Origin of the sequence: Paraburkholderia sp. BR10937 (assembly GCF_040965695.1) — a bacterium.
Lineage (GTDB): Bacteria > Pseudomonadota > Gammaproteobacteria > Burkholderiales > Burkholderiaceae > Paraburkholderia.
In genome coordinates, this window is the sequence record NZ_JBFRCL010000005.1 from 57,102 (window position 1) to 80,726 (window position 23,625).

Here is a 23,625-nt window from a genome sequence, read left to right on the forward strand (position 1 = left end):
CCGGCGTATTGAAGAAAATTGCCCTGCCCGCGAGCGCGGCACCGTGCGGAACTCGCGCTATCATTGCGCCGCACCGACGACTCCTATTCCGGAACTGCAACGTGAGAAAGATCCTCATCATCGGCATCGGCGCGGGCGATCCGAAGTACCTGACCGTGCAGGCCATCGAAGCGCTCAACGCCGCCGACGTGTTCTTCGTGATGGACAAGGGCGCGGCCAAGGACAAGCTCGTCGCGCTGCGCAAGGAAATCTGCGCCCGCTTCATCCAGGAACACGACTATCGCATCGTGGAGGCCACGAGCCCCGAGCGGCGCCGCGACGAAGACCTCGATTACAAGGCCGCGGTGGACGAGCTCAACCGCGACAAGCAGCGCGTATTCGAGCGCCTGATCGAACAGGAATTGACCGACGGCCAATGCGGCGCGTTTCTCGTCTGGGGCGACCCGTCGCTCTACGACAGCACGATCCGCATTCTCGATTCGATCCTGGCCGATGGTCGGCTCGCGTTCGACTTCGAGGTGATTCCCGGCATCAGCAGCGTGCAGGCGCTCGCGGCGAAGCATCGCGTGCCGCTCAACTTCATCGGCAAGCCGGTGAGCATCACGACGGGAAGACGGCTCGCGGAGGGCGGATTTCCGCAGGATGTGGACAGCGCGGTGGTCATGCTCGACGCGCAGAACGCGTACGCGCAGCTCGCCGGCGAAGCACTCGATATCTACTGGGGCGCCTATGTCGGCACCCCCGACGAGATCCTGATGGCGGGCCGGCTGGAAGACGTGAAAGACGAGATCGTCCGCGTTCGCGCCGAGGCACGCGAAGCGAACGGATGGATCATGGACACCTATTTGCTGCGCAAGCGCGGCGTGAAAGACTGAAATCGAACGGGCGCGAACCTCGGCGTTCGCGCCCGTTGCCGGGTTCACACGTCGAGGCTTACGCCAGCCCCACGCATACTGCGACGATAATCGAGCCGAACAGCAGCACGGCGCCCACCGTCCTGCGCTTGTTCAGCTCCGTCCACAGCAGCACGCCCGTGAGCGAAAGCAGAATCAGCGCCCCGGCGAAGCTGTCGATGAACAGCACCCAGCCGACGCTCATGCCCGTCCCCTTGTGCAGGTTCGTGATCGTCGAGACGAGCGAGTTGTCGTTGCGCTTGAGCGTGAGCTTGTCGTTGCCCACCCAGTACTCGACCATCACGCTCTCGCCGGGCGACGTGAACATCATTTGCCAATGCTCGGGCTGCACGACCTCGCGATCGCCCCAGGCCACGTTGTGCTCGGCCTCCTTCTGCACGCGGCCCATACGCGCGGGCAGTTTCAGATCCGGTTGCGAGCGCAGCCATTTCACCATCTCACGCGGCGTTTCGGGCGCGGGGTCGGGCACGGCGATCTGCACCGTCGAAACTTGCGGCGCACCCGGCGAAATGCGCAGCGGCTCTGCGCGATGGTTGAGCACGAATCCCGTCGCGCCGAACAGCAGGCCGAGCGCCGCGCCCCACAGGCCTACCCAGCCGTGCACCTTGCGCAGCCACTTGATGAAGGTCGCACGGCGCGAACGCTTCGCGCGTTCGTCGCGCTGTTCGGCGTCGAGGCACGTACGCGGCGTTGCCGGCGCGTCGATCTCGGCGGTATCGGGAAAGCTCATGTTTCACTCCAGAGTCGCAAAAGATTGTGGTAGCAGCCCACGAGGCTGCGCCGCGCCTGGGAATCGGCGTCGCTCGCATTGAGGCGCTGGATGGCGGCGTCCATGTCGAAGAGCAGCGCGCGCTTCGTGTCGTCGCGCACGAGGCTTTGCACCCAGAAAAAGCTCGCCACGCGCGCGCCGCGCGTGACCGGCGTGACCTGGTGCAGGCTCGTGGCCGGATAGACGATCATGTCGCCCGCCGGCAGCTTGATCTCCTGCACGCCGTAGGTGTCTTCGACCACGAGTTCGCCGCCGTCATATTCGTCGGGCGACGAGAGAAAGAGCGTGCAGGAAACGTCGGTGCGCAGCTTCACGCCGTTGGGCAGCACACGCACTGCGCCATCCACGTGGCTGCCGAACGTCATGCCGCCTTCATAGCGGTTGAAGAGCGGCGGATACACCTGGTTGGGCAGCGCCGCGCTGATGAAAAGCGGATTGCGCTCGATGGCCGCGAGCACCATGTCGCCGAGCTCGCGCGCGATGGGCGTGTGCTCGGCTATCTGCACATTGCGCTTCACGGGCGCACCCGACCAGCCGGCCGTTGCGCGGCCGTCCACCCAGGCGTCGCCCGCTTGGTCGAGCCGGATGCGCAGCGCGCACACCTGCTCGGGCGTCAATACGTTGGGCACATGAACCAGCATCGTCAATTCCTTCGTTGTGCCGCATAAGCGGCAAAGCGGCCGCATGCATGCGCATGCGCGCCGCTGCGCAAAAAGCCCGCATTATGCGGGCTTCGCGCGACGGCACGCAAAAGCGCTCGGCCCACGCGTAACACTCGGGTGTCAGAACCGGTAATCGGCCGTCGCGAGGAACGTGCGACCGATACCCGGCACCGACCGCCCACCGTCCGACGGGATGAGGGCGTCGTAGTAGAACTTGTTGGTCAGATTCAGCAGATTGAGCCGTACGTCCCACTTCTTTTCGTGGTACGCGGCCGTTGCATCCCAGCGGGTGTAGCCGCCGGTTTCCACATAATTCGTGTTCGCTGCGTAACGCGCCGACATGTAGGTCGGGCCGCCGCCAATTTCCCAATGCGGCGTGAACGCGTACGTGGTCCACAGCGTGAAGGTATTGCGCGGCGTATTGGCCGGCGTGTTGCCCTGGGTGCCGTCGAGCGCCTTGAGGATCACGCCGTCCATGTAGGTGTAGCCCGCGAACACTTGCCACTTGCTGGTAATGTGGCCCGTCGCGCCCGCCTGGAAGCCGCGCACGCGAATGTCGCCTTCGAGCGTGTACTCGCCCGTCGAAGTCTGCGTGCGCGCGTTGTCCATCTCCTGCTGGAAGAATGCCGACGTCACCGAAAGATTGCCGCCCAGCAGGTCCCACTTCGCGCCGACTTCATACGACTTCGTATGTTCCGGCGAGAGATTCTGCGTGTTGTTCGTGACCGTGAGCGCTTCGAGCGACGGATCGAACGACGTGCCGTACGAGAAGTAATACGACTGCCAGTCGGTCGGCTGATAGATCGCCCCCGCGCGCACGCTCGTGAACGTGTTGGTTTGATCCGCGTAGGCCGGCGCGCTGATCGTGTTGGCGACATGCGCCTGGAAGCGATCCCAACGCACGCCGCCAATGAGCTTCCAGTGCTCGCCGATCGACATGGTTTCGTTGAAGTAGGCTGCGAACGTGTTTGCGCCCGACTCCGCGTGATTGCCGACCGTCGTCGTGACGTTCGAAGGCGTCGAAATATAGACCGGGTTGAGCAGCGAGAGAATCGGCAGGTTGTTGCGCGTGTAGGCCTGATTCGTGTAGCTGTCGTGGCCCACCTCGATGCCCGCGAGCATCTCGTGCCTCAGGAAGCCCGTGGTGAACTTGTACTGCGCCATCGTATCGTTGTAGATCGAGTGGTTCTCGATCACGCGATCGTGGCTCGCGAGCTTGATGTAGAGATCTTCGAGCGGCAGGTTCGTGAAGTTGCCGTTCTTGAGCGCCGTGCTCGAAGCAAGCGGGCCCGTCAGCACCGCGCCGGGCGCGGTCTCGCGCGCGTCGGTGAGCGAGTGCGAGAACTGCGTCTGGTTGGTGAGCTTGAACTGGTCGTTGAAACGGTGCTCCACGCGCGCCTGCACCGTCTGCACGTCCTGGATCGTGCGGTCGTCGGTCAGGCCGTAGAACGTGCTCTTCGAAGGCGCGAACGGACGGCCGTTGATCGCCTGCACGCCATAGTCCGGCATGTCGTAGTTGTGCTGGATCAGCGCCGAGATCGTGACCTCGGTCGGCGTGCCGATGCCGAGGCGCAACTCGGGCGCGAATCCGTAGTCCTTGTTTTTCATCACGTCGCGCGTCGAGCCCATCGACTGGCCGAACGCATTCAGACGAAAGGCAGCGTGATCGCCGAGCGGACGGTTCACGTCGAGCGTCGCGCGATAGCGGTCGTCGGTGCCGATAGTGGTCGATACTTCGGTGAGTGGCTTGAGGTTCGCCTGCTTCCTGACCTGATTGATTACGCCGCCCGTGGAGCCGCGGCCGAACAGCATCGACGAGGGGCCGTAGAGCACCTCGATCGATTCGAGGTCGAAGGTGTCGCGGTAGTACTGGTTGCGGTCGCGAAAGCCGTCGAGGTAGATGTCGTTTTGCGCCGTGAATCCGCGCAGGTTGATGTTGTTGCCGATCTGGCCGCCTTCCGCGCCGCCGATGGTGATGCCGGGCGCGTTGCGCAGCGCGTCCTGGAACGACGTGGCGCCCTGCGACTGCATCACGGCCTTGTTGATCACCGTGACCGACTGTGGAATGTCACGCAGCGCGGTGGGCGTCTTCGCGCCGACGGTCGAGCGATCCGCCTGGAAGTCCTCGGCATCGCTTTGGGCGGATACGGCGATCGTGGGCAGCGTGCTGGTGTTCGTGGCGCTTGCCGCCGTAGCGGCGGCAGGCTCGCTTTGGGCGAGTGCAGACGAAGCGAAAGGCACAGCAAAGGTCAGCGCGAGCGCACTCGCGAGCGGCGTCCGGTTCAACATGAGGTCCCTGTACACGGCGTATGACCCGGCCGTGCGACACGCGGATAGCAGGCGTGGACGACACGGGTCGATTGGCTGGCTGGGCCGCCCCGAAAGGACCGAGGGAAACGACGCTAGGCTGGCTGGTCTTGTTGTTTGGCCGCGGAAATGTCCGCGGTAATGAGAATCGATATCATTCCATATCTTGCATATTCTTTCAAATGGAATTGGCGTTTTAGCGACACCATTGGCGACATCAAGGTAAATGTAATTTTACGAATGGCGAAAGAATTGGCACGCCGATGAATTGTCTGATTAAAACCTGTGCGCGCGGCGCATATCATCTGCATGCCGAAATAAACTCAAAACGTTGCCCCAAGCTAACTGCGCGCAGCGCGTGCTGTATTCGGTGGCGGGGGGTGTGGAAGCGACCGACGAATGGCAGGAAGGGGAAGCGAAACAAGCGTGCGTGACGCGGCGGCCGCCCGCTTGCGGCCGCCGCATTGAAAACCTGTGATCAGTCGAGCGCCCGATCATTCGGATGCGCAAACAGCGCCCGATTCTCGTTGGACAGCGGATAGTTCAGGTTCATCCCCTTGGGCGGCAGGGGCTGCGTAAACCACTTCGTGTACAGCCGCTGCGCTTCACCCGACGTCTGCATGCGAGCGATCACGCCATCGGCCAGTTTCTTGAAGACGGGATCGTCCTTGCGCACCATGCAGCCATAAACCTCCGAGAGCGGCGGCGTGCCGGTGATCACGTAGTCCTGCTGGTCCGCTTCCTTGGCCCGCGCCCCGTACAACAGCGGCTCGTCCATCACGAACGCGACCGCGCGCCCCGTCTTCACGTTGAGAAACGACTCCGCGTGGTCCTTGGCGGCGATGAGTTGCATGCCCATCTTCTTGTCGTTGTTCATCTCGCGCAGCAGCCGGTCCTCCGACGTGCCCGCCGTGGTCACCACCGTCTTGCCTGCGAGATCGGGGAAATCCTTGATACCGGAATCCTTTTTCGCAATCAGGCGCACGCCGTACTGAAAGAAGCTGTTCGTGAACGCGACCTGGTTGTCGCGCTCCTTCGTGTGCGTGGTCGAACCGCACTCGATATCGATCGTGCCGTTCTGCACCAGCGTGATGCGGTTCTGCGAAGTGATCGGAATTTCCTTGACCGTGAGCTTGTCGAGCTTCAGCTCCTTTTTCACCTCGTCGACGATCTTCAGCGCGATGTCCTGCGCATAGCCGATCGTGTGTTGCTCGCTGTCGTAGTAGGAGAACGGCACTGACGATTCCCGCACGCCCAGGGAAATCACGCCTGTATCGCGGATTTTTTTGAGGGTAGCGCTCGTGGCGTCCTGCGCCTGAGCCGGTGCGAGATACGTGCATCCCATGACGACGGCTGCGAGCGTTGTAACTTTTTTCATTGAGTCTCCTCCGGATGGTCCGTCGGCGCCTCGTGCGCCGCACCCGAGTATTCATGCCTTGCAGCGAGGCGGCAATTGAAATCGGTTACGTCGACATAACTCAAGGTTAAGTCGCCGGTGAAGGCGCGCCGTTCGAAGCGCCGCCGTCGAGGCCGGTTTCGTTGGCAACACGAACCGTTCCGCGCGCCACGACTTGTCCACATATTTTGTTGGCAGCCCTGTGCGTAACCGTTGGAAGACCGCATCAAGTCCTTGATGCGTTTCGGTTAACCCATGGCGTTCCCAATCGCGGCAACAGCGTCTCGCAGCGCCTCGAAGCGCACTGGTCTTTTCCACAGATTTTGTTGGCAGCCCTGTGCACAACTTCTGGACAGCGAAGCTAAGTCACTGATCGCAAACGTCAATGCGCCACGCGACAGAGAAGTTGCACGTTTTGGAGGCACTGGACTTGTCCACAGTTAACGGGGAAAAGTCTGTGCATACAGCCCCCAACATCCGCGCCAATCCATTGATAGCACAACGGATTTTCTCGCTGCGCACGGATCGGCCCAGACCTGCCTCGCGCGTGCATACCCCTAAAGTTTGTAAGGGAAATGCCGTTATGCCTCGCTGTGTTGTTGGGTCTCAAGCGGCCCCATCGAAGGAGTCTCATGCGCAACAATCAACCCGTCACGCAACAGGAATTCGACTATCCCGCTTCGCAGATGCTCGTCTCGGCCACGGACCTCAAGGGCCGCATTCAGTACTGCAATCCTGCGTTCGTCGCGGTGTCGGGCTTCACGAAAGAAGAGCTGATCGGCAAGGCACATAACATCATTCGTCATCCCGACATGCCGGCCGAAGCGTTCGCCGACTTGTGGGAGACCGTTCGCGATGGCCGTCCCTGGACCGCGATCGTCAAGAACCGCCGCAAGTCCGGCGACCACTACTGGGTGCGCGCGAACGTAACGCCCGTCTCCGAGCACGGCACGGTGGTCGGCTATCTGAGCGTGCGCGTGAAGCCCACGCGCGAGGAAGTCCGTACGGCCGAAGCCTTCTACGCGCAAATGCGCGAGGGCCGTCTGCAAGGCGTGCGGCTGCGCCACGGCTCGGTGGTGCGCACGGGACTCGTGGGCGCGCTGCAGTCGCTGCTGCGCGTGCCGATCGCCACGCGTATCGCGTTCGGCTATGGCGCCGTGCCCGCCGTGTTCGCCGCGGCCGGCTTCGCCGCCTGGCAGGGCCTGCCGCCGCTGCCGTTCTGGGGTGCCTTCGGCGCGGCCTGCGTGTGTGCGCTCGGCGCCTGGCGTCTGACCACGCGCCACCTCGGCGCGCCGCTCGCGCAAATGACCACGGCCTCCACGCGCATGGCCGCCGGCGACCTCACGGCCACACTCGCGGTCGCCACGAACGACGATCTCGGCGACGTGCTCCAGGCGCTCAACCAGCTGCAGGCCAATCTCACGGCGATCGTGTTCGACGTGCGCTCGCAGATCGACGGCATGCTCGACGCCGCGCACGAAATCTCGAGCGGCAATCTCGATCTCTCGCGCCGCACCGAAATGCAGGCCGCTTCGCTCGAAGAAACCGCCGCCACGATGGATCAGCTCACGACCACCGTGCAGGCCAACGCCGAAGCCAGCGCCCGCGCGCTCGATCTCGCGCGCGACGCGCAATCGGCCGCCGCGGAGGGCGGCTCGATCGCCGCGCAGATGGAACGCACGATGACGGGCATCACCGACGCGTCGCGCCGGATCAGCGACATCACCGGCGTGATCGACGGCATCGCGTTCCAGACCAACATCCTCGCGCTCAACGCCGCCGTCGAAGCCGCGCGCGCCGGCGAGGCCGGCCGCTCGTTCGCCGTGGTGGCGGGCGAGGTGCGCATGCTCGCGCAGCGCTGCGCGGCGTCGGCCAGAGAGATCAAGCAGGTGGTGGACGCCAGCGTCAACGAGATCGCCGAGGGCACGCGGCTCGTCGGCAACACGACCGCGCAGATGCGCTCGATCGACGAAGCCGTGAGCCGCGTCTCGTCGATCATCACCGAGGTCGCGAACGCGAGCGGCGAGCAGGCCGAAGGCATCCGCCAGGTCAATCAGGCTGTTGCGCATCTGGACAGCGCCACGCAGCAGAACGCCGCGCTCGTCGAGCAGGCCGCCGCCACAGCGCAGCGGCTCGCCGAGCAGGCCGACGTGCTCGACGAGGCCGTGCGCCTCTTTACTGTGGCGGGCGCCAAGGCGGCCACGCGCGAGAAGCCCGCCCGCCCCCCGGCGCGCCGCCAGAGCGTCAATCTTGCCGAAGCGGCCGAGGAGATCGCGGCCTAACGACCGGCTCGCACGCCGCGCCGCAAACGCAGCCGGGTCGCTTCGTCTATTGGTCTGAGAGATCGGCGTTAGTCCCATCTCGACAGTGCGGCGCGCGGGCGGCACCATGAAAACCGTCAGCAAGCCGTACCACGGTTTGCTGATCCGAGTAACAACGGCGTTTCAACGGCTCGCCCGGCCTGCCCGGGTGGGCCGTTTTTTCTGCTGTGCACGCGCGCTCCTGGCATCGCTTTGCTTCGCAACCATGACAGCGGTGCAACGCGCAACGCATTTCGCATGGCCCGTTGCAGGGCGCGCAAAAACGGGCGTTGCGGCGGCGAGTCGCGTTACACTGGCTGGCCAGGGTCGCGGCAAAGCGCTCTCGCTGTGTGTGTCTGCGCTCACTTGCATAAACACGCCGTGCAGCCGACCCCGTACAATGGCTCGACCACCCAACGCACGAGGACAACATCAATGCGCACGACCGGGTCTTCCGGAAACATGACCCTGCTCACCGAGCATGACGACGCGACCGGACGCGAACTGCGTTCACTGCGCCTCGAATCGGCGGCCGACGGCAAAAGCCTCTTGCTGGTCGAAGTCGACGAGCGCAAGCCGGGCATCCATCGCGAAGTGCGTTACGAAATCACGCCGGCCGAGCTGATTGCGGCCATTCGCGCACAAGGCGCCGAGCTGCCCGGGGAATCACACACGCGGTAAGCGCACGGAAACCGGCGGCACGAACGCGGCACGCGCAGTCTCGTGTGCCGCGTTCTGTCGCTTTCCACGCATCTCGCGAACCTCGCGTTTCTCTCTTTTCAATCCGGCGCTTTTTTCATCTGCCTGCCCCACTCGGCAGGCACTCTCACGCGCGTGCAGGGGGTCGCTTGCACGCCTTCGAAATGCGTCCATAATCTTTACGTTACCCTCCTATCTTTCCCGTTCCTCGCCTGACGGCGCAACGGAAGTAAACCGATGCTACATGACCTCATCGCGCAGTACGGGCCTGCGCTGGTGTTCATCAATGTGCTCGCCGGATCGCTTGGGCTGCCCGTGCCCGCGATGCCCGCGCTCGTGTTGTTCGGCGCGATGGCGGCCATGCATCCCGGTTCGATCGGCCAGCAGGTCGCGCCGGTGCTCGGGCTCGCCATCTTCGCCATGCTGATTGGCGACAGCGTGTGGTTCATGGCTGGGCGCCTCTACGGCGGCAACACGCTCAAGACGCTCTGCAAGCTCTCGCTCTCGCGCGACACCTGCGTGAAAAAAACCGAGCGCTTTTTCGGCCGCTGGGGTGTGCGCGTGCTCGCCGTCGCCAAGTTCGTGCCGGGGCTGTCGCTCGTGTCCGTGCCGATGGCCGGGGCGATGGGCGTGCCCTACCGCCAGTTCGTCGGCTTCGACGGCGTTGGCGCGGCGCTGTGGTCCGGCACTGGCCTGCTGATCGGCGTGATGTTCGCGCCGCAGATCGACATGCTGATGAGCGGCGCGAGCCGCCTTGGCCGCTTCGCGCTAGTCGTGGTGGTCGTGCTGCTCGTGCTCTATGCGACCTACCGCTGGCAGCGCCGCCGCCAGCTCATCAAAAAGCTCGCGAACGCGCGCATCACGGTGGAAGATCTTTACCGCGCGATGGGTGCCAAGCCGCCGCCGGTCGTGTTCGACATTCGTTCAGAAGAAAAGCGCAAGCTCGATCCGTACATCATCCCGGGTGCGTTGTTCGCCGACGAGCGCAAGCTCGACGAGATCGTCGGCAAGTACCCGAACGACCAGAAGCTCGTGATCTACTGCTCGTGCCCCAATGAAATTTCCGCGGCCTGGATGGCGAAGAAGCTCGCCGAGGCCGGCTTTACCGACGTGGTGCCGCTACTGGGCGGTCTCGATGCGTGGCGCGACGCCGGCCGCACGCTCGAGTCGCTCCAGCTGCACGCCCACGCCGACGTCCCGGTCAACATCACACCTAAAGCTGTCTGATCCGGGCGGCCCGCTCCCGAGCCGCCCGCACGAGGAGAACCGCCAGATGGGCACGATCACCGAAGCCGAGGTTCCGGAATCCGCGGAACTTCCTTCCGCGAGCCGCCACTCCGACACGCAGCCGCAACCCGCCGAAGCGCCGTTCTCGACGCTCTCCACGCGGCGCCACCAGATGTTCCCCGAGCTCAACGACGACGAAATCACGCGCCTCGCGCGCTTCGGCGAAGAGCGCCACTGGTCGGCAGGGGAGTTGCTCTTTCGCACGGGCGAAACCGGCCCCGGCATGTTCGTGCTGCTCTCCGGTTCGGTGAAAGTGTCCCAGCGCGACGGGCTGGGCCGCGAAAGGCTCATCGTCGAGCATGGGCGCGGCCATTTCCTCGCCGAAGTGGGCCAGCTTTCGGGCGGCCCGGCGCTCGTGGACGGCACGGCGCTCGAACCCGTCGACGCGATCCTGATTCCGCCCGAGCGGCTGCGCGCAGCCATCGTCGCCGAAGCCGAACTCGGCGAGCGCATCGTGCGCGCGCTGATCCTGCGCCGCGTCTCGCTGATCGAAAAGGGCGCGGGCGGCCCGATTCTCGTGGGCAAGCACGACGATCCCACGCTCGTTTCGCTGCAAGGCTTCCTCTCGCGCAACGGCCATCCGTATTCCGTGCTCGACGAGCGCGACGAAGGCATGCTTTGCGGCGTGATCGAGCGTTTCGCCGCGCGCTGCGAGGACCTGCCGCTCGTGATCTGCCCCGATGGATCGGTGCTGCGCCGTCCCAGCGCGCCCGAACTGGCTACGTGCCTTGGCATCCTGCCCGAGCTGGACGGCGAGCGCGTCTACGACGTCGCCGTGGTGGGCGCCGGACCGGCCGGTCTCGCCACGGCGGTCTATGCCGCTTCCGAAGGCCTTTCGGTGATCGTGCTCGACTCGCGCGCGCCCGGCGGCCAGGCGGGCGCCAGCTCGCGCATCGAAAACTATCTGGGCTTTCCCACCGGCATCTCCGGCCAGGCGCTCGCGGGCCGCGCGTTCGTGCAGGCGCAGAAGTTCGGCGCGCACGTGGCCATTCCGGTCTCGGTACGCAAGCTGATCTGCGATGAGGAACCGCGGCGGCTCGAAACCTGTAGCGGCGATGTACGCGCGCATACGGTCGTGATCGCGAGCGGCGCCGTGTACCGCAAGCCGGCGATCGAGGGCATCGATCGCTACACGGGGCGCGGCATTTACTACTGGGCCTCGCCGGTCGAGGCGAAGCTTTGCAAGCACGAGAACATCGTGCTCGTGGGCGGCGGCAATTCGGCGGGCCAGGCGATCGTCTATCTCTCCACGCATGCGCGCCAGATCGACGTGCTGATCCGCAAGGCCGGTTTCGAATCGACGATGTCGCGCTATCTGATCGACCGGATCGCCGCGCTCTCGAATGTGCGCGTGCATGGGCACAGCGAGATCGGCGGCCTCGACGAAGACACGAGCGGCCTCGCCGCGGTGCGTCTGAAGATGCCGTGCCCGGAGGGCGTCGACCATTTCGACTCGCGCCACCTGTTCCTCTTCACGGGCGCGGACCCGAACACCGGCTGGCTGCGGGAATGCGGCGTGAAGCTCGACCCGCACGGCTTCGTGCTGACCGGCGACAACGAGTCGTGCAGCCTCGCGACTTCGGTGGAGGGCGTCTACGCGATCGGCGACGCGCGCGCGGGCTCGACCAAGCGCGTGGCCGCGGCCGTGGGCGAAGGTGCGGCCGTGGTCGCGCAGATCCACCAACGGCTCGCGGCGCTGCGGCCGGTGACGGTGGTCGCGGGCGTCCATGCGTGAGCGCGCTGCGGAGGTCGCAGAAGCGCCCACGCTTGCCGAAGCCGGTTCCTCGCTAGTGCTGCCGCTCGCGGCGGCCCGCACGCTGCACCTCGCGGCGCAGGGGCTGCTTGCGCCGCCGCGCCGCAAGGCGACCCAGGACGATGTGCTCGACGCGATCCGCCGCATGGCGCAGTTGCAGATCGACACGATCCACGTGGTCGCGCGCAGTCCCTATTTCGTGCTGTTCAGCCGCATCGGTGCGTTCGAGCCGGCCTGGCTCGACGCGCACCTCGCGCAAGGGCGCCTGTTCGAATACTGGGCGCACGAGGCCTGCTTCCTGCCCATCGAGGACTACGGGCTGCTGCGCCATCGCATGCTCGATCCTTCCGGCATGGGCTGGAAATACGCGGCCGAGTGGCATGACCAATACCGTGACGAGATCGACGCCCTGCTCGAGCGCATTCGCGCCGGGGGCCCCGTGCGTTCCGCCGACTTCGCGCGCGCCGCGGGCGCCAAAGGCAGCGGCTGGTGGGACTGGAAGCCGGAGAAGCGGCATCTGGAAGTGCTGTTCGCAACCGGCGCGCTGATGGTGGCCGAGCGGCACAACTTCCAGCGTGTGTACGACGTGACCGAGCGCGTGCTGCCGCACTGGAACGACGCGCGCGACCTGCCGCCACGCGCCGACGCGGAACGCGAGCTGCTCTTGCGCTCCTGCCGCGCGCTCGGCGTGATCCGCGCGGACTGGGCCGCCGACTACTTCCGCCTGCCGCGCCGCCCGTATGCCGATGCCCTGCACGCACTCGCCGACGCGGGCGAGTTGCTGCCCGTGCGCGTGGAAGGCTGGAAGCACGACGCGTTCGTGCATCGCGAGCACGCGGCGCTCATCGACGAAGCGGCGAGCGGCAAGCTCGCCTCCACGGTCACGACCCTGCTCTCGCCCTTCGATCCGGTGGTGTGGGACCGCAAGCGCGCGCTCGCGCTATTCGATTTCGATTACGCCATGGAATGCTATGTACCGGCTGCGAAGCGCAAGTACGGTTACTTCGTACTGCCGATCTTGAATCGCGGGCGATTGATCGGGCGCATCGACGCGAAGGCACATCGGGGGCAGCAGGTGTTCGAGGTGAAGTCGCTGCATCTGGAGCCCGGCGTGCGTGCGAGCGGCCGTCTGGTGGCGGACTTGCGCCGCGCGCTGCAGCGTTGCGCGGACTGGCACGGCACGCCGGAGCTGCGCATCGGCGCCGCGCCGGACGGCCTCGCGGCCGCCCTGCTGGCTGTGTGAGCGTACGGCTGCTGACCCGGCAGCGCCGCCGCACGCATTGAGAACGATTAGTGCTCCAGCTTGGCGCGCAGCTCGCGTGCGGCTTCGAGCAACCCTTCGTAGCCCGAACGCGCGTGTTGCGGCAGGTCGGGGTCGCCCACCAGCGCGCCCAGCGTTTCGACGAGGCTGAAGACGAGGCCCTTGGCCGCGCCCGCCGCGATCTTGCCGGACTTCACGCCTTCGTCGACGTGACTGAAGGCGGCGTTCAGACTCTCCAGATCCGGTTGCGATGAACCGGCGCCAGGCTTTTGAGCGTCCTGCTTTTGCTTGTCGTCGCTCGTCATGATGAAGTCGATCTCCCTTGGTGAGCAGTAGTCAAAAGAATCCCGCACTTTTCAATGTTATATACCCATCAGGTGCGGGCGTCCATTCGAGGCCCGGCAGCGCGAGGGCCGACGGCAGGCGCACTCCCGAATCTTCTCACCTTTGCCGCGCACGCGCCGAGGCCGCGAGCGCGACGGCTTGTCGCTTCGTCACGCGTGGCGACTAAAAGACCCTTGAAATCAGGGCTAATGTGGGTTTCACACGATGGACCGGCAGGTGTTTCGCCTCGATTCAAAGCCTCGCCGACGGCTCGCTTCGGCCTCTCCCGCAAACGCTCACCTTTGTGCTTCGAAGCGTGGATTCACACCGCTTCGAGTGCGTCCGCCGATCGGTTCGCGCTCACCGCATCACGCGCTGGATTGGCGTTTCGCCCTTGTTTTCAAGATACTTTTGCTCGTGACGGCGCAACCCGCGCGCTCGCGCCGTTCCGTTCAAGGTGCGTGATCAGGTGCCAACCTGCTCACTCCCGAAAAGCCTCACCTCTGGCGCAAACGTCCATGTGGGCCCCCGATGCGAAGCCTGAACGATGCCGCGCGTTGCGGTATCGTACGTGGATGTCTGCAGATGCCAATACGAGGAATCACACGATGAGCTACGCCACGAACGCACCCGCCCGCAAGGAAATCGACTCGCTGGGCGGGGCCGCCGTCGTCGAATTCGGCACCGACTGGTGCGGCTATTGCCAGGGCGCGCAACCGCTGATCGGCGCGGCGTTCGAGCGCAATCCGCAGGTGCGTCGCCTGAAAGTGGAAGATGGACCGGGCCGCGCGCTCGGCCGCTCGTTTCGCGTGAAGCTCTGGCCCACGCTCATTTTCCTGCGCAACGGCGTGGAGGTCGCGCGTGTCGTGCGTCCACAAAGCGCCGCCGAGCTCGACGAAGCGTTCGCTTCGCTCGCGTAGTCACGCGCGGCCCTCTTACGCGGTCCGAACGATCCGCGCGGACCGCTCCCGAAAAGCCTCACCTTTGCCCGCGAGCGCGCCCGAAGGCGCGCGTCGCACTCACGCCTCCAGGCCGGCGAGCAGATCGTCGATCGCGCGATACACACGCTCGACCACCTCCGGCCCCACCTCCGCTTCCAGCGCCTTGTAGCGCGCCTCCAGTTCCTTCGAAATCGCTTTCACGAGTTGATGGCTCTTCTTCGTGAGCGAGACGAGCACGCGCCGCTGGTCGTCGGCGAAACGCTCCTTCGTCACGAGCCCGAGCGACTCCATGCGCGCAAGCACGCCCGCCATGCTCGGGCTGGATATCGTGCAGAGGTCGGAAATCTGCCGCGGCTCGAGCGGTCCGCTTTCGTTGAGCGCGCGGATCACGCGCCACTGCTGCTCGGTGAGACCGTGCGCGGTGATGAGCGGGCGAAAGCGTTCCATCATCTTTTCGCGCGCGCGCAGCAGCAGCATGGGCAGATTGCGGTGCGCAACGCGAGTGGTCGGACGCGAAGTATCGGACATGGCGGTTTCAGCTAAACGAGGAATTCGAGGACAGGCCCTGGGGGAAACCCGAAAAATTCTCATCGACGATTGACGACGGATGATAGCAAGCGCACTATCACTCACATATTAGTGTTTCCGTGAAGCCCATCCAAGCCATGTTTTCCGTTGCCGATCATCTGCTGCACGTCGAAGGCGAGGCCTTGCCGCGCGACGTCGGCGCCGCCGCCGTGCGCGAGCTGCTCGCCACGGGCACGCGTTGCCGGGCGCCGGTGAGCGGCGCTGTCTACGGCACGCTGCTCAACGACCGCCACGCGCTCGAAGCACTGGGCGACGCCGTAAACGCGCCCCCTTACAAGGCGCCGCCACGCGCGCCGGTTCTCTACCTGAAGCCGCGCAACACGCTCGCGGGCCACCGCGCGTGCGTGGCCGTGCCCGGCAGCGAGGGCGTCCAGGTGGGTGCGTCGCTCGGCGTCGTGATCGGGCACACCGCCGCGCGGGTCGCCGCACGCGAAGCGTTCGATTACATCGCGGGGTATACGCTCGTGGCCGATCTGAGCGTGCCGCACGCGAGCGTCTATCGCCCCTCGGTGCGGTTTCGCGCGCGCGACAACTTCTGCGTCATCGGCCCCGCCGTGGTCGCGCGCCGGCATGTGGCCGATCCCGATGAGCTTGCCATTGCGGTGAACGTCGAAGGCGGCGCGGCCTTCCATGCGACGACGGCCACGAACCTTCGCGGCGTCGCCCAGTTGCTCGCCGATGTCACCGACTTCATGACGCTCGCCCCCGGCGACGTCATCACGCTCGGCGTGCCGCATGGCGCACCCGTGGTTCAGGCCGGTGCGCGTGCAGCGATCTCCATTGGAGGCTGGGCGCCACTGGAAATCGAATTCGTCGCGGCAAGCGTGGCGCAGGGAGCACGAGCATGATGCGCGGACGCGTTGCCTATGCAGGCGCCATCCACGAAGCCACGCCCGAGGGAAACCGCGTGCGGCTCGCCGACGGCCGCGTGCGCGAGGAGCACGAAGTCGTCTGGCTCGCGCCGTTCGAGCCCGGCACGATCTTCGCACTCGGGCTCAATTACGCCGAGCACGCCAGAGAACTGCAGTTCTCGAAGCAGGAAGAGCCGCTCGTGTTCCTCAAGGGGCCGGGCAGCGTGATCGGCCATCGCGGCACCACGCGCCGCCCCGCCGACGTCACGTTCATGCATTACGAGTGCGAGCTTGCCGTCGTGATCGGCCGCACCGCGCAGCACGTGAAGCGCGAGGACGCCATGCAGCACGTAGCCGGCTACACGATCGCGAACGACTACGCGATCCGCGACTATCTGGAGAACTACTACCGCCCGAACCTGCGCGTGAAAAACCGCGACGGCGGCACCGTGCTGGGCCCCTGGTTCGTCGACGCCGCCGACGTCGCCGATGTCAACGCGCTCGGCCTGCGCACTTACGTAAACGGCGAACTCAGGCAGCACGGCAACACGCGCGATTTCGTCACCGGCATCGCGGAACTCATCGAGTATTTGAGCGGCTTCATGACACTCGCCCCCGGCGATGTCATTCTGACCGGCACGCCCGAAGGCGTCGTCAACGTGAATGCGGGCGACGAAGTGGTGTGCGAGATCGACGGTCTGGGCCGTCTCGTCAACACCATCGCGAGCGACGCCGACTTCGGCCGCTGATCCGCCAACGAATCGAACACGGACTACGTTAGATATGCGAATCGACCATTTGATCAACGGCCGCGCGCACAGCGGGCGCGACTACTTCGAGACCGTGAATCCGGCCAACCAGGAGGTGCTCGCGGAAGTGGCACGCGGCGGCGCGGAGGAAGTCGATCTCGCGGTGCGCGCCGCGAAAGACGCGTTTCCCGCCTGGGCGGCCATGCCCGCCGCGGAGCGCGCGAAGTCGATTCGCAAGCTCGGCGAGCTGATCGCGAAGCATGTGCCCGAGATCGCGCAGACCGAAACGAAGGACACGGGCCAGACCATTTCGCAAACCGGCAAGCAACTCGTGCCGCGCGCCGCCGACAACTTCAGCTACTTCGCCGAAATCTGCACCGCCGTGGACGGCCACACCTACCCCACGTCCACGCATCTGAACTACACGCTGTTTCATCCTGTGGGCGTGTGCGCGCTCATCTCGCCCTGGAACGTGCCGTTCATGACCGCCACGTGGAAGGTCGCACCCTGCCTCGCGTTCGGCAATACCGCCGTGCTGAAGATGAGCGAGCTGTCGCCGCTCACGGCCTCGATGCTCGGCCAGTTCGCGCTCGACGCGGGTATTCCGGCGGGCGTGCTCAATGTCGTGCACGGCTATGGCAAGGAAGCGGGCGAGCCGCTCGTCGCGCACCCCGACGTGCGCGCGGTTTCGTTCACTGGCTCGACGGCCACGGGCAACCGCATCGTGCAGGCCGCGGGCCTCAAGAAGTTCTCGATGGAGCTGGGCGGCAAATCGCCGTTCGTGATCTTCGACGACGCCGATTTCGAGCGCGCCCTCGACGCCGCCGTGTTCATGATCTTCTCGAACAACGGCGAGCGCTGCACGGCGGGCTCGCGCATTCTCGTGCAGCGTTCGATCTACGCGAAGTTCGCCGAACGCTTCATCGAGCGTGCGAAGCGCATCAGCGTGGGCGATCCGCTCGACGAAACAACCATCGTCGGCCCGATGATCAGCCAGGGCCATCTCGCGAAGGTACGCAGCTATATCGAACTCGGGCCAAAGGAAGGGGCGACGCTCGCGTGCGGCGGCCTCGACGCGCCGGCGCTGCCCGACGCGGTCAAGAAGGGCAACTTCGTGCAGCCGACCGTGTTCGTCGATGTCGATAACCGCATGCGCATTGCGCAGGAAGAAATCTTCGGCCCGGTGGCGTGCCTGATTCCCTTCGACGACGAAGCGCACGCGATCCGCCTGGCCAACGACATCGCCTATGGCCTGTCCAGCTACGTGTGGACCGAGAACACCGGCCGCGCGCTGCGCGTGGCCGCCGCCGTCGAAGCGGGCATGTGCTTCGTGAACAGCCAGAACGTGCGCGACCTGCGCCAGCCGTTCGGCGGCACAAAGGCTTCGGGCGTGGGCCGCGAAGGCGGCACGTGGAGCTACGAAGTGTTCCTCGAGCCGAAGAATGTGTGTGTTTCGCTCGGCTCGCATCACATTCCGCACTGGGGCGTGTAATGGGCAAACTCGCGCTGGCAGCCAAGATCACGCACGTGCCGTCGCTGTACCTCTCGGAACTGGACGGCCCCCACAAGGGCTGCCGCCAGGCGGCCATCGACGGCCATCACGAAATCGGCCGCCGCTGCCGCGAGCTGGGCGTCGATACGATCGTCGTGTTCGATGTGCACTGGCTCGTGAACAGCGAGTATCACATCAACTGCGCGCCGCGCTTCGAAGGCGTCTACACGAGCAACGAGCTGCCGCATTTCATCAAGAACATGCCGTATGCCTATCCGGGCAATCCGCAGCTTGGCCAGCTGATTGCCGATGTCGCGAACGAAATGGGCGTCAAGACGCGCGCCCATAGCGAAACGACGCTCGACCTCGAATACGGCACGCTCGTTCCGATGCGCTACATGAACGACGACGAACATTTCCGCACGGTTTCGGTGGCGGGCTGGTGCATGTGGCACGACCTCGCCACCAGCGCGCGCTTCGGCCTTGCCGTGCGGCGCGCGATCGAAGAGCGCTACGACGGCACGGTGGCGATACTCGCGAGCGGGTCGCTCAGCCACCACTTCGCCAACAACGGCACGGCCGAAGCCTTCATGCACAAGGTGTGGGACCCGTTTCTCGAAGCGACCGATCGCAACGTCGTAGCGATGTGGGAGCACGGCGACTGGAAAACCTTTTGCGCCATGCTGCCGATGTACAACGAAAAGTGCTGGGGTGAAGGCGGCATGCACGACACCGCCATGCTGCTCGGCGCGCTCGGGTGGGACCGCTACGAAGGCCGCGCGGAAGTCGTCACGCCGTATTTCGGCAGTTCCGGCACTGGCCAGATCAACGCCATCCTGCCGGTCACGCCGCTGCCGGTTTAAGCGGCTTGGACACGGGAGAACGCCATGCCCCATCTCACCCTCGAATACAGCGCGAATCTCGCGGACGCGAGCAGCATGGGTCAGCTATGCGAATCGCTTGCCCACGTGCTCGATGCGCAACGCGACGAGAACGGCGCACGCGTCTATCCACGCGGCGGCATTCGCACGCGCGCGCTGCGCTGCGAACAGTACTTCGTGGCCGACGGCGATCCCGGCAACGCCTTCCTGCACGGCTGCCTGAAAATCGGCGCGGGCCGCTCCCAGGCGGTGCGACGGGCGACGGGCGAGGCGCTCTTCGAGGCGATCAAGCAGCACTTCGCCCAAGCCTTCGCGTCGCACGGCCTCGCGCTCTCGCTCGAAATCGTCGAGTTCAGCGAAGAAGGCGCGTGGAAGCACAACAACCTGCACGCCCGGCTCAAAAACGTGAGTTCATGATGCTAGATCAGCAAACCATCTGCGAGCTGGCTGCACGGCTCGACGAAGCGGAACGCACGCGCACGCAGCTGCGGCATTTTTCGCGGTCGCATCCGGAGATGACGATCGACGACGGCTACGCGATCCAGCGCGAGTGGGTCAAGCTCAAGCTCGCCGCGGGCCACACGATCAAGGGCCGCAAGATTGGCCTCACGTCGCGCGCCATGCAGCGCGCGTCGCAGATCGACGAGCCCGACTATGCGCCGCTGCTCGACGGCATGTTCATCCCCGCAGGCAGCGAGATTCGCGCGGACCGCTTCATCGCGCCGCGTGTGGAAGTGGAACTGGCGTTCGTGCTGAACCGGCCGCTGCAAGGGCCCGACGTCACGCTCTTCGACGTGCTCGACGCGACGGCGTACGTTACGCCGGCCATCGAGATCATCGACGCACGCATCGAGCAGTTCGACCGCGAAACCAAAGCGCCGCGCAAGGTGTTCGACACGATTTCCGACTTCGCCGCCAACGCGGGCGTCGTGCTGGGCGGCCGCCCGGTGAAACCGCTCGACGTGGACCTGCGCTGGGTCGGCGCGCTGCTCTACAAGAATGGCGCGGTGGAGGAAAGCGGCCTGGCCGCCGCGGTGCTCAACCATCCGGCGACCGGCGTTGCGTGGCTCGCCAACAAGATCGCGCGCCACGACGAGCGTCTCGAAGCCGGCGACGTGATCCTGAGCGGCTCGTTCACGGCCCCGGTTCCGGCGCGCGCGGGCGATACGTTCCATGCCGACTACGGCCCGCTGGGCGGGATCGGCTTCCAGTTCATCTGATCAGGATGCCGAAATCATGACCGTACCCGCCAACCCGTTCAAGCGCGCGCTCGCGCAAGGCCACCCGCAAATCGGCCTGTGGGCCGCACTCGCCGACGCGTACGTGAGCGAACTGCTTGCCGACACGGGTTTCGCCTGGCTGCTGATCGACGGCGAACACGCGCCCAATGATCTGCGCAGCACGCTCGCGCAACTGCAGGCCGTCGCGCCCTACCCCGCGCACGCGATCGTGCGGCCCGTGCGCAACGACGCCGCCATCATCAAGCAACTGCTCGACATCGGCACGCAAACGCTGCTCGTGCCGATGATCGAGAACGCCGAGGAGGCGCGCGCCGCCGTCGCCGCGACGCGCTATCCGCCGCACGGCGTGCGCGGCGTGGGCAGCGCGCTTGCGCGTGCCTCGCGCTGGAACGCCTCTGCCGATTATCTGCATCACGCGGCGGAGGAACTGTGCGTACTGGTCCAGGTGGAAACGGCAAGCGCGCTCGCCCAACTCGAAGCCATCGCGCAAGTGGAGGGCGTGGACGGCGTGTTCTTCGGGCCCGCGGACCTGAGCGCTTCGATGGGCCTGCTGGGCCAACCGGGCTCGCCACCGGTGCGCGAGGCGATCTGCAACGGGATTCGCACTGTGCGCGCGCAAGGCAAGGCCGCGGGCGTGCTCGCGGCCGATCCGGTCATTGCGAATGAATATCTGGAAGCCGGCGCGACGTTCGTCGCCGTGGGCAGCGACGTGTCCCTGCTCGCACGCAGCGCAAGCGAACTGGCCGCGAAATTCCGCCAGCCTGCGGCGCGCGGCTAACGCGCGTTCATTCTGCGCTCACTCCATCACGCGCGGGCCGTGCTTCATTCGCCCTCTTCCGCGCTCTGCACGAGCTTGGCCAGCACGCTCGCCAGTACTTCGCGCTCGTGCTCGCTCAGCGTGGCGAGAATCGCCTCATTCGTCGCCTTCGAGATCGTCGCGGCGCGCCGGTAGGTGCTGCGCCCCTGCGCCGTGAGCGCCACGAGCACGCCGCGCGCGTCCGCTTCGTTCGAGGTCTTGGCGAGCAGGCCCTTGCGTTCGAGCACGTCGGTGGCGCGGCTCGCCTGGCTGCGGTCGAGATTCGACACGCGCCCGAGATCCGACACCGACAACGATCCGAACGCGCCCACGCTGAGCAGCAGCCGCGCCTCCGTGAGCGACAGAGAAAGCGCTGCCTCGAACGCGTCGCCCATCGTGCGGTCGGTCTGCTTCTTGAGCACATGGAGCCGGTAGGTGAACAGCTCCGCGATGTTGTACTTCCCCGTCATGGATCTTCCCGCCAGGTTTTCACCGGCCGCGAAATGCGGCCACGGCATCAGGATAGCATCGATGAAAGCCCTTTTCTGCAGGCATTTCATGGAAAATTTGATGCTTGCACACGCATTTATTTGCGCGTAGGATCGGCCTGATCAGAGCCCGCCACGAGGAGACTTTCATGAATGAAAACATCCAGCGCACGCGCCCCGAATGGTGCGGCCCTGCGGAATGGGCGGCGCGCGTGCAGCTTGCCGCCGTGTATCGCGTGTTTCAGCTCATGGGCTGGACCGAGCTGATCTTCAATCACATTACGCTGCGCGTGCCCGGCCCGCACAAGCATTTCCTCATCAACCCGTTCGGGCTCACGTATGACGAAATCAAGGCCTCGAATCTCGTCAAGATCGATCTCGAAGGCAATATCCTGAGCCCGAGCGAGTATCCGATCAATCCGGCCGGCTTCGTGATTCACAGCGCGATTCATGCAAACGTGGCAGACGCGCATTGCGTCATGCATACGCACACCACGGCAGGGCTCGCCGTGGCGTGCATGGAAGGCGGCCTCGCGTATACGAACTTCTATTCGGCGCAGTTGCACGACATGGTCGCGTATCACGATTTCGAAGGCATCACCGTGCACGCCGAAGAAAAATTGCGCATCCTGAAGTCGATGGGCGACAAGCGGCTGCTCATCCTGCGCAATCACGGGCTGCTCTCGCATGGTGTGACCCTCGCGCACGCGTTTGCGCTGCTGTGGACGCTCAACCGCGCGTGCGAGGTGCAGGTCGTGACCGATTCGATGCGCGGCCAGACGCTGCCGATCGCGCCCGCCATCACCGAACGCTCGACGCGCGACGCCTTGCAGTTCTCGCCCGAACACGGCGCGGGCCAGAACGTGCTCGACGCGCTGGTCCGCCGTGTCACGCGCATCGACCCGTCCTATCTGGAGTGAAAGTTTGAACACACCGAATCAGAAGATCACCGTCGTCGGCGGCGGTGCGATCGGCGGCCTGATCGCGGCGCGTCTGGCGCGCGCGGGCATCACCGTGAATCTGCTCGCGCGCGGCGCGCATCTGGAAGCGATTCGCCGCGACGGTCTCACAATCGTCGAAGGCGACACGCGCTACACGCAAGCCGTCAACGCCACGAACGACGCCGCCACGCTCGGCGCGCAAGACATCGTCTTCGTTTGCCTGAAGGGTCAGGCGCTCGCCCAGTCGGCCGCTTCGCTCGCGCCGCTGGTAGGCCCGCACACGCATATCGTCTCGGCGATGAACGGCGTGCCCTGGTGGTTCCTCCACGGCTTCGGCGGCACGCACGCGAACGGCCGGCTCGAAGCGGTCGATCCGGGCGGTGTCGTCTCGAAGGCGCTGCCGCCCGCGCAGGCTTCGGGCTGCGTCGTCCATCTGTCGTCGTCGATTGCAGGGCCGGGCGTGATCCGCAAGGGCGGCGGCAATCATCTGATCGTCGGCGAGGGCTCGGCGCAGATGGCCGAACGCGCGCAGGAAGCGCGCGATCTGCTGGCGCGGGCCGGCTTCGAGGTCACGAAGGCCGCGCCGATTCAGGCCGATATCTGGGCGAAGCTCTGGGGCAATATGACGATGAACCCCATCAGCGCGCTCACGCGCTCGACCGCCGACGTAATTCTCGACGACCCGCTCACGACTCAACTCGTGAGCGCAGTCATGGCAGAGGCGCGTGCGATCGGCGAAGCGCTCGGCATTCGCCTCGCGATGACCATCGAGGAGCGCAACGCGATTACGCGCAAGCTAGGGGCGTTCAAGACTTCGATGCTGCAAGACGTGGAGGCGCAGCGCTCGCTCGAAGTCGAGGCCCTGCTAGGCGCGCCCTATGAACTAGCGCAGCGTGTGGGCATCGCGGCGCCCTCGCTCGGCATGCTCTACGGCCTGGCGCACCAGCTCGACGCGAATCTCGAAGCGGCGCGCCAGACACGCTAG

At 65.4% G+C, this 23,625-nt stretch carries 23 protein-coding genes; 16 read left to right on the forward strand and 7 right to left on the reverse strand.

Features of this window, described 5'->3' with window-relative positions:
• The first annotated feature begins 101 nt into the window (after nt 1–101).
• On the forward strand, nt 102–875 hold the full coding sequence (gene cobF / locus AB4Y44_RS05960; RefSeq protein ID WP_368698966.1) for a precorrin-6A synthase (deacetylating): 774 nt from the start codon (nt 102–104) through the stop codon (nt 873–875).
• A 58-nt stretch (nt 876–933) separates the two neighbouring features.
• Here cobF and AB4Y44_RS05965 read toward each other — a convergent pair whose 3' ends face one another.
• The 4 genes from AB4Y44_RS05965 to AB4Y44_RS05980 all read right to left on the reverse strand — a co-directional run bounded on the left by AB4Y44_RS05965 (nt 934) and on the right by AB4Y44_RS05980 (nt 6,030).
• On the reverse strand, nt 934–1,644 hold the full coding sequence (locus AB4Y44_RS05965; protein WP_342919188.1) for a PepSY-associated TM helix domain-containing protein: 711 nt from the start codon (nt 1,642–1,644) through the stop codon (nt 934–936).
• Entirely contained in the window at nt 1,641–2,324 is a 684-nt protein-coding gene (locus tag AB4Y44_RS05970; RefSeq protein ID WP_368698967.1) for a Fe2+-dependent dioxygenase, read from the reverse strand. Before AB4Y44_RS05970 ends, AB4Y44_RS05965 begins: the two co-directional genes overlap by 4 nt.
• Before the next feature lie 141 nt (nt 2,325–2,465).
• Nucleotides 2,466–4,634, reverse strand: a complete 2,169-nt coding sequence (locus AB4Y44_RS05975) for a TonB-dependent receptor (protein WP_368698968.1) — start codon at nt 4,632–4,634, stop codon at nt 2,466–2,468.
• Nucleotides 4,635–5,130: 496 nt separating this feature from the next.
• On the reverse strand, nt 5,131–6,030 hold the full coding sequence (locus tag AB4Y44_RS05980) for a glutamate/aspartate ABC transporter substrate-binding protein (RefSeq protein WP_368698969.1): 900 nt from the start codon (nt 6,028–6,030) through the stop codon (nt 5,131–5,133).
• Between the two features lie 650 nt (nt 6,031–6,680).
• Here AB4Y44_RS05980 and AB4Y44_RS05985 point away from each other — a divergent pair.
• The 5 genes from AB4Y44_RS05985 (at nt 6,681) to AB4Y44_RS06005 (ending at nt 13,330) form a co-directional block, all read left to right on the forward strand.
• Complete coding sequence (locus AB4Y44_RS05985; protein ID WP_342919184.1) at nt 6,681–8,330, forward strand: methyl-accepting chemotaxis protein; 1,650 nt, start codon at nt 6,681–6,683, stop codon at nt 8,328–8,330.
• 453 nt (nt 8,331–8,783) lie between these two features.
• Nucleotides 8,784–9,029, forward strand: coding sequence for a hypothetical protein (locus AB4Y44_RS05990; protein WP_028207914.1), 246 nt, complete (start codon nt 8,784–8,786; stop codon nt 9,027–9,029).
• Nucleotides 9,030–9,284: 255 nt separating this feature from the next.
• On the forward strand, nt 9,285–10,274 hold the full coding sequence (locus tag AB4Y44_RS05995) for a DedA family protein/thiosulfate sulfurtransferase GlpE (protein WP_342919183.1): 990 nt from the start codon (nt 9,285–9,287) through the stop codon (nt 10,272–10,274).
• A 46-nt stretch (nt 10,275–10,320) separates the two neighbouring features.
• The gene (locus AB4Y44_RS06000; protein WP_368698970.1) at nt 10,321–12,069 is read left to right on the forward strand and encodes an FAD-dependent oxidoreductase; all 1,749 of its coding nucleotides are present in this window, start codon (nt 10,321–10,323) and stop codon (nt 12,067–12,069) included.
• Nucleotides 12,062–13,330, forward strand: a complete 1,269-nt coding sequence (locus tag AB4Y44_RS06005) for a winged helix-turn-helix domain-containing protein (RefSeq protein ID WP_368698971.1) — start codon at nt 12,062–12,064, stop codon at nt 13,328–13,330. Before AB4Y44_RS06000 ends, AB4Y44_RS06005 begins: the two co-directional genes overlap by 8 nt.
• Nucleotides 13,331–13,377: 47 nt before the next feature.
• Here AB4Y44_RS06005 and AB4Y44_RS06010 read toward each other — a convergent pair whose 3' ends face one another.
• Complete coding sequence (locus AB4Y44_RS06010; RefSeq protein ID WP_028207911.1) at nt 13,378–13,653, reverse strand: hypothetical protein; 276 nt, start codon at nt 13,651–13,653, stop codon at nt 13,378–13,380.
• Between the two features lie 627 nt (nt 13,654–14,280).
• Here AB4Y44_RS06010 and AB4Y44_RS06015 point away from each other — a divergent pair.
• On the forward strand, nt 14,281–14,592 hold the full coding sequence (locus AB4Y44_RS06015; protein ID WP_368698972.1) for a thioredoxin family protein: 312 nt from the start codon (nt 14,281–14,283) through the stop codon (nt 14,590–14,592).
• Between the two features lie 99 nt (nt 14,593–14,691).
• Here AB4Y44_RS06015 and hpaR read toward each other — a convergent pair whose 3' ends face one another.
• On the reverse strand, nt 14,692–15,090 hold the full coding sequence (gene hpaR, locus AB4Y44_RS06020; RefSeq protein WP_342919250.1) for a homoprotocatechuate degradation operon regulator HpaR: 399 nt from the start codon (nt 15,088–15,090) through the stop codon (nt 14,692–14,694).
• A 188-nt stretch (nt 15,091–15,278) separates the two neighbouring features.
• Here hpaR and AB4Y44_RS06025 point away from each other — a divergent pair, with 188 nt between their 5' ends.
• From AB4Y44_RS06025 to hpaI, 7 genes are read left to right on the forward strand one after another with little or no spacing between them, the layout of a single operon-like run.
• A complete protein-coding gene (locus AB4Y44_RS06025; RefSeq protein WP_368699035.1) occupies nt 15,279–16,049 on the forward strand; it encodes a fumarylacetoacetate hydrolase family protein in 771 nt (256 codons plus the stop codon).
• The gene (locus AB4Y44_RS06030) at nt 16,046–16,801 is read left to right on the forward strand and encodes a fumarylacetoacetate hydrolase family protein (protein ID WP_368698973.1); all 756 of its coding nucleotides are present in this window, start codon (nt 16,046–16,048) and stop codon (nt 16,799–16,801) included. The genes AB4Y44_RS06025 and AB4Y44_RS06030 overlap by 4 nt, the downstream gene beginning before the upstream one ends.
• A 34-nt stretch (nt 16,802–16,835) precedes the next feature.
• Nucleotides 16,836–18,293: a 5-carboxymethyl-2-hydroxymuconate semialdehyde dehydrogenase gene (gene hpaE, locus AB4Y44_RS06035; protein ID WP_368698974.1), complete on the forward strand. Its 1,458-nt coding sequence runs from the start codon at nt 16,836–16,838 to the stop codon at nt 18,291–18,293.
• On the forward strand, nt 18,293–19,156 hold the full coding sequence (gene hpaD, locus AB4Y44_RS06040) for a 3,4-dihydroxyphenylacetate 2,3-dioxygenase (RefSeq protein ID WP_368698975.1): 864 nt from the start codon (nt 18,293–18,295) through the stop codon (nt 19,154–19,156). The genes hpaE and hpaD overlap by 1 nt, the downstream gene beginning before the upstream one ends.
• Before the next feature lie 24 nt (nt 19,157–19,180).
• The gene (locus AB4Y44_RS06045) at nt 19,181–19,591 is read left to right on the forward strand and encodes a 5-carboxymethyl-2-hydroxymuconate Delta-isomerase (RefSeq protein WP_368698976.1); all 411 of its coding nucleotides are present in this window, start codon (nt 19,181–19,183) and stop codon (nt 19,589–19,591) included.
• The gene (gene hpaH, locus AB4Y44_RS06050; protein WP_342919248.1) at nt 19,591–20,394 is read left to right on the forward strand and encodes a 2-oxo-hept-4-ene-1,7-dioate hydratase; all 804 of its coding nucleotides are present in this window, start codon (nt 19,591–19,593) and stop codon (nt 20,392–20,394) included. The genes AB4Y44_RS06045 and hpaH overlap by 1 nt, the downstream gene beginning before the upstream one ends.
• A gap of 16 nt (nt 20,395–20,410) precedes the next feature.
• Complete coding sequence (gene hpaI / locus AB4Y44_RS06055) at nt 20,411–21,193, forward strand: 4-hydroxy-2-oxoheptanedioate aldolase (RefSeq protein ID WP_368698977.1); 783 nt, start codon at nt 20,411–20,413, stop codon at nt 21,191–21,193.
• Nucleotides 21,194–21,237: 44 nt separating this feature from the next.
• On the opposite strand, the gene AB4Y44_RS06060 is transcribed toward hpaI, so the two are convergent.
• A complete protein-coding gene (locus tag AB4Y44_RS06060) occupies nt 21,238–21,681 on the reverse strand; it encodes a MarR family winged helix-turn-helix transcriptional regulator (protein ID WP_368698978.1) in 444 nt (147 codons plus the stop codon).
• Nucleotides 21,682–21,848: 167 nt separating this feature from the next.
• Between AB4Y44_RS06060 and AB4Y44_RS06065 the strand changes: the two genes are divergently transcribed.
• Nucleotides 21,849–22,619 (forward strand): class II aldolase/adducin family protein, encoded by a 771-nt coding sequence (locus AB4Y44_RS06065; protein ID WP_368698979.1) that lies wholly within the window; start codon nt 21,849–21,851, stop codon nt 22,617–22,619.
• 4 nt (nt 22,620–22,623) lie between these two features.
• The gene (locus tag AB4Y44_RS06070) at nt 22,624–23,625 is read left to right on the forward strand and encodes a 2-dehydropantoate 2-reductase (RefSeq protein WP_342919172.1); all 1,002 of its coding nucleotides are present in this window, start codon (nt 22,624–22,626) and stop codon (nt 23,623–23,625) included.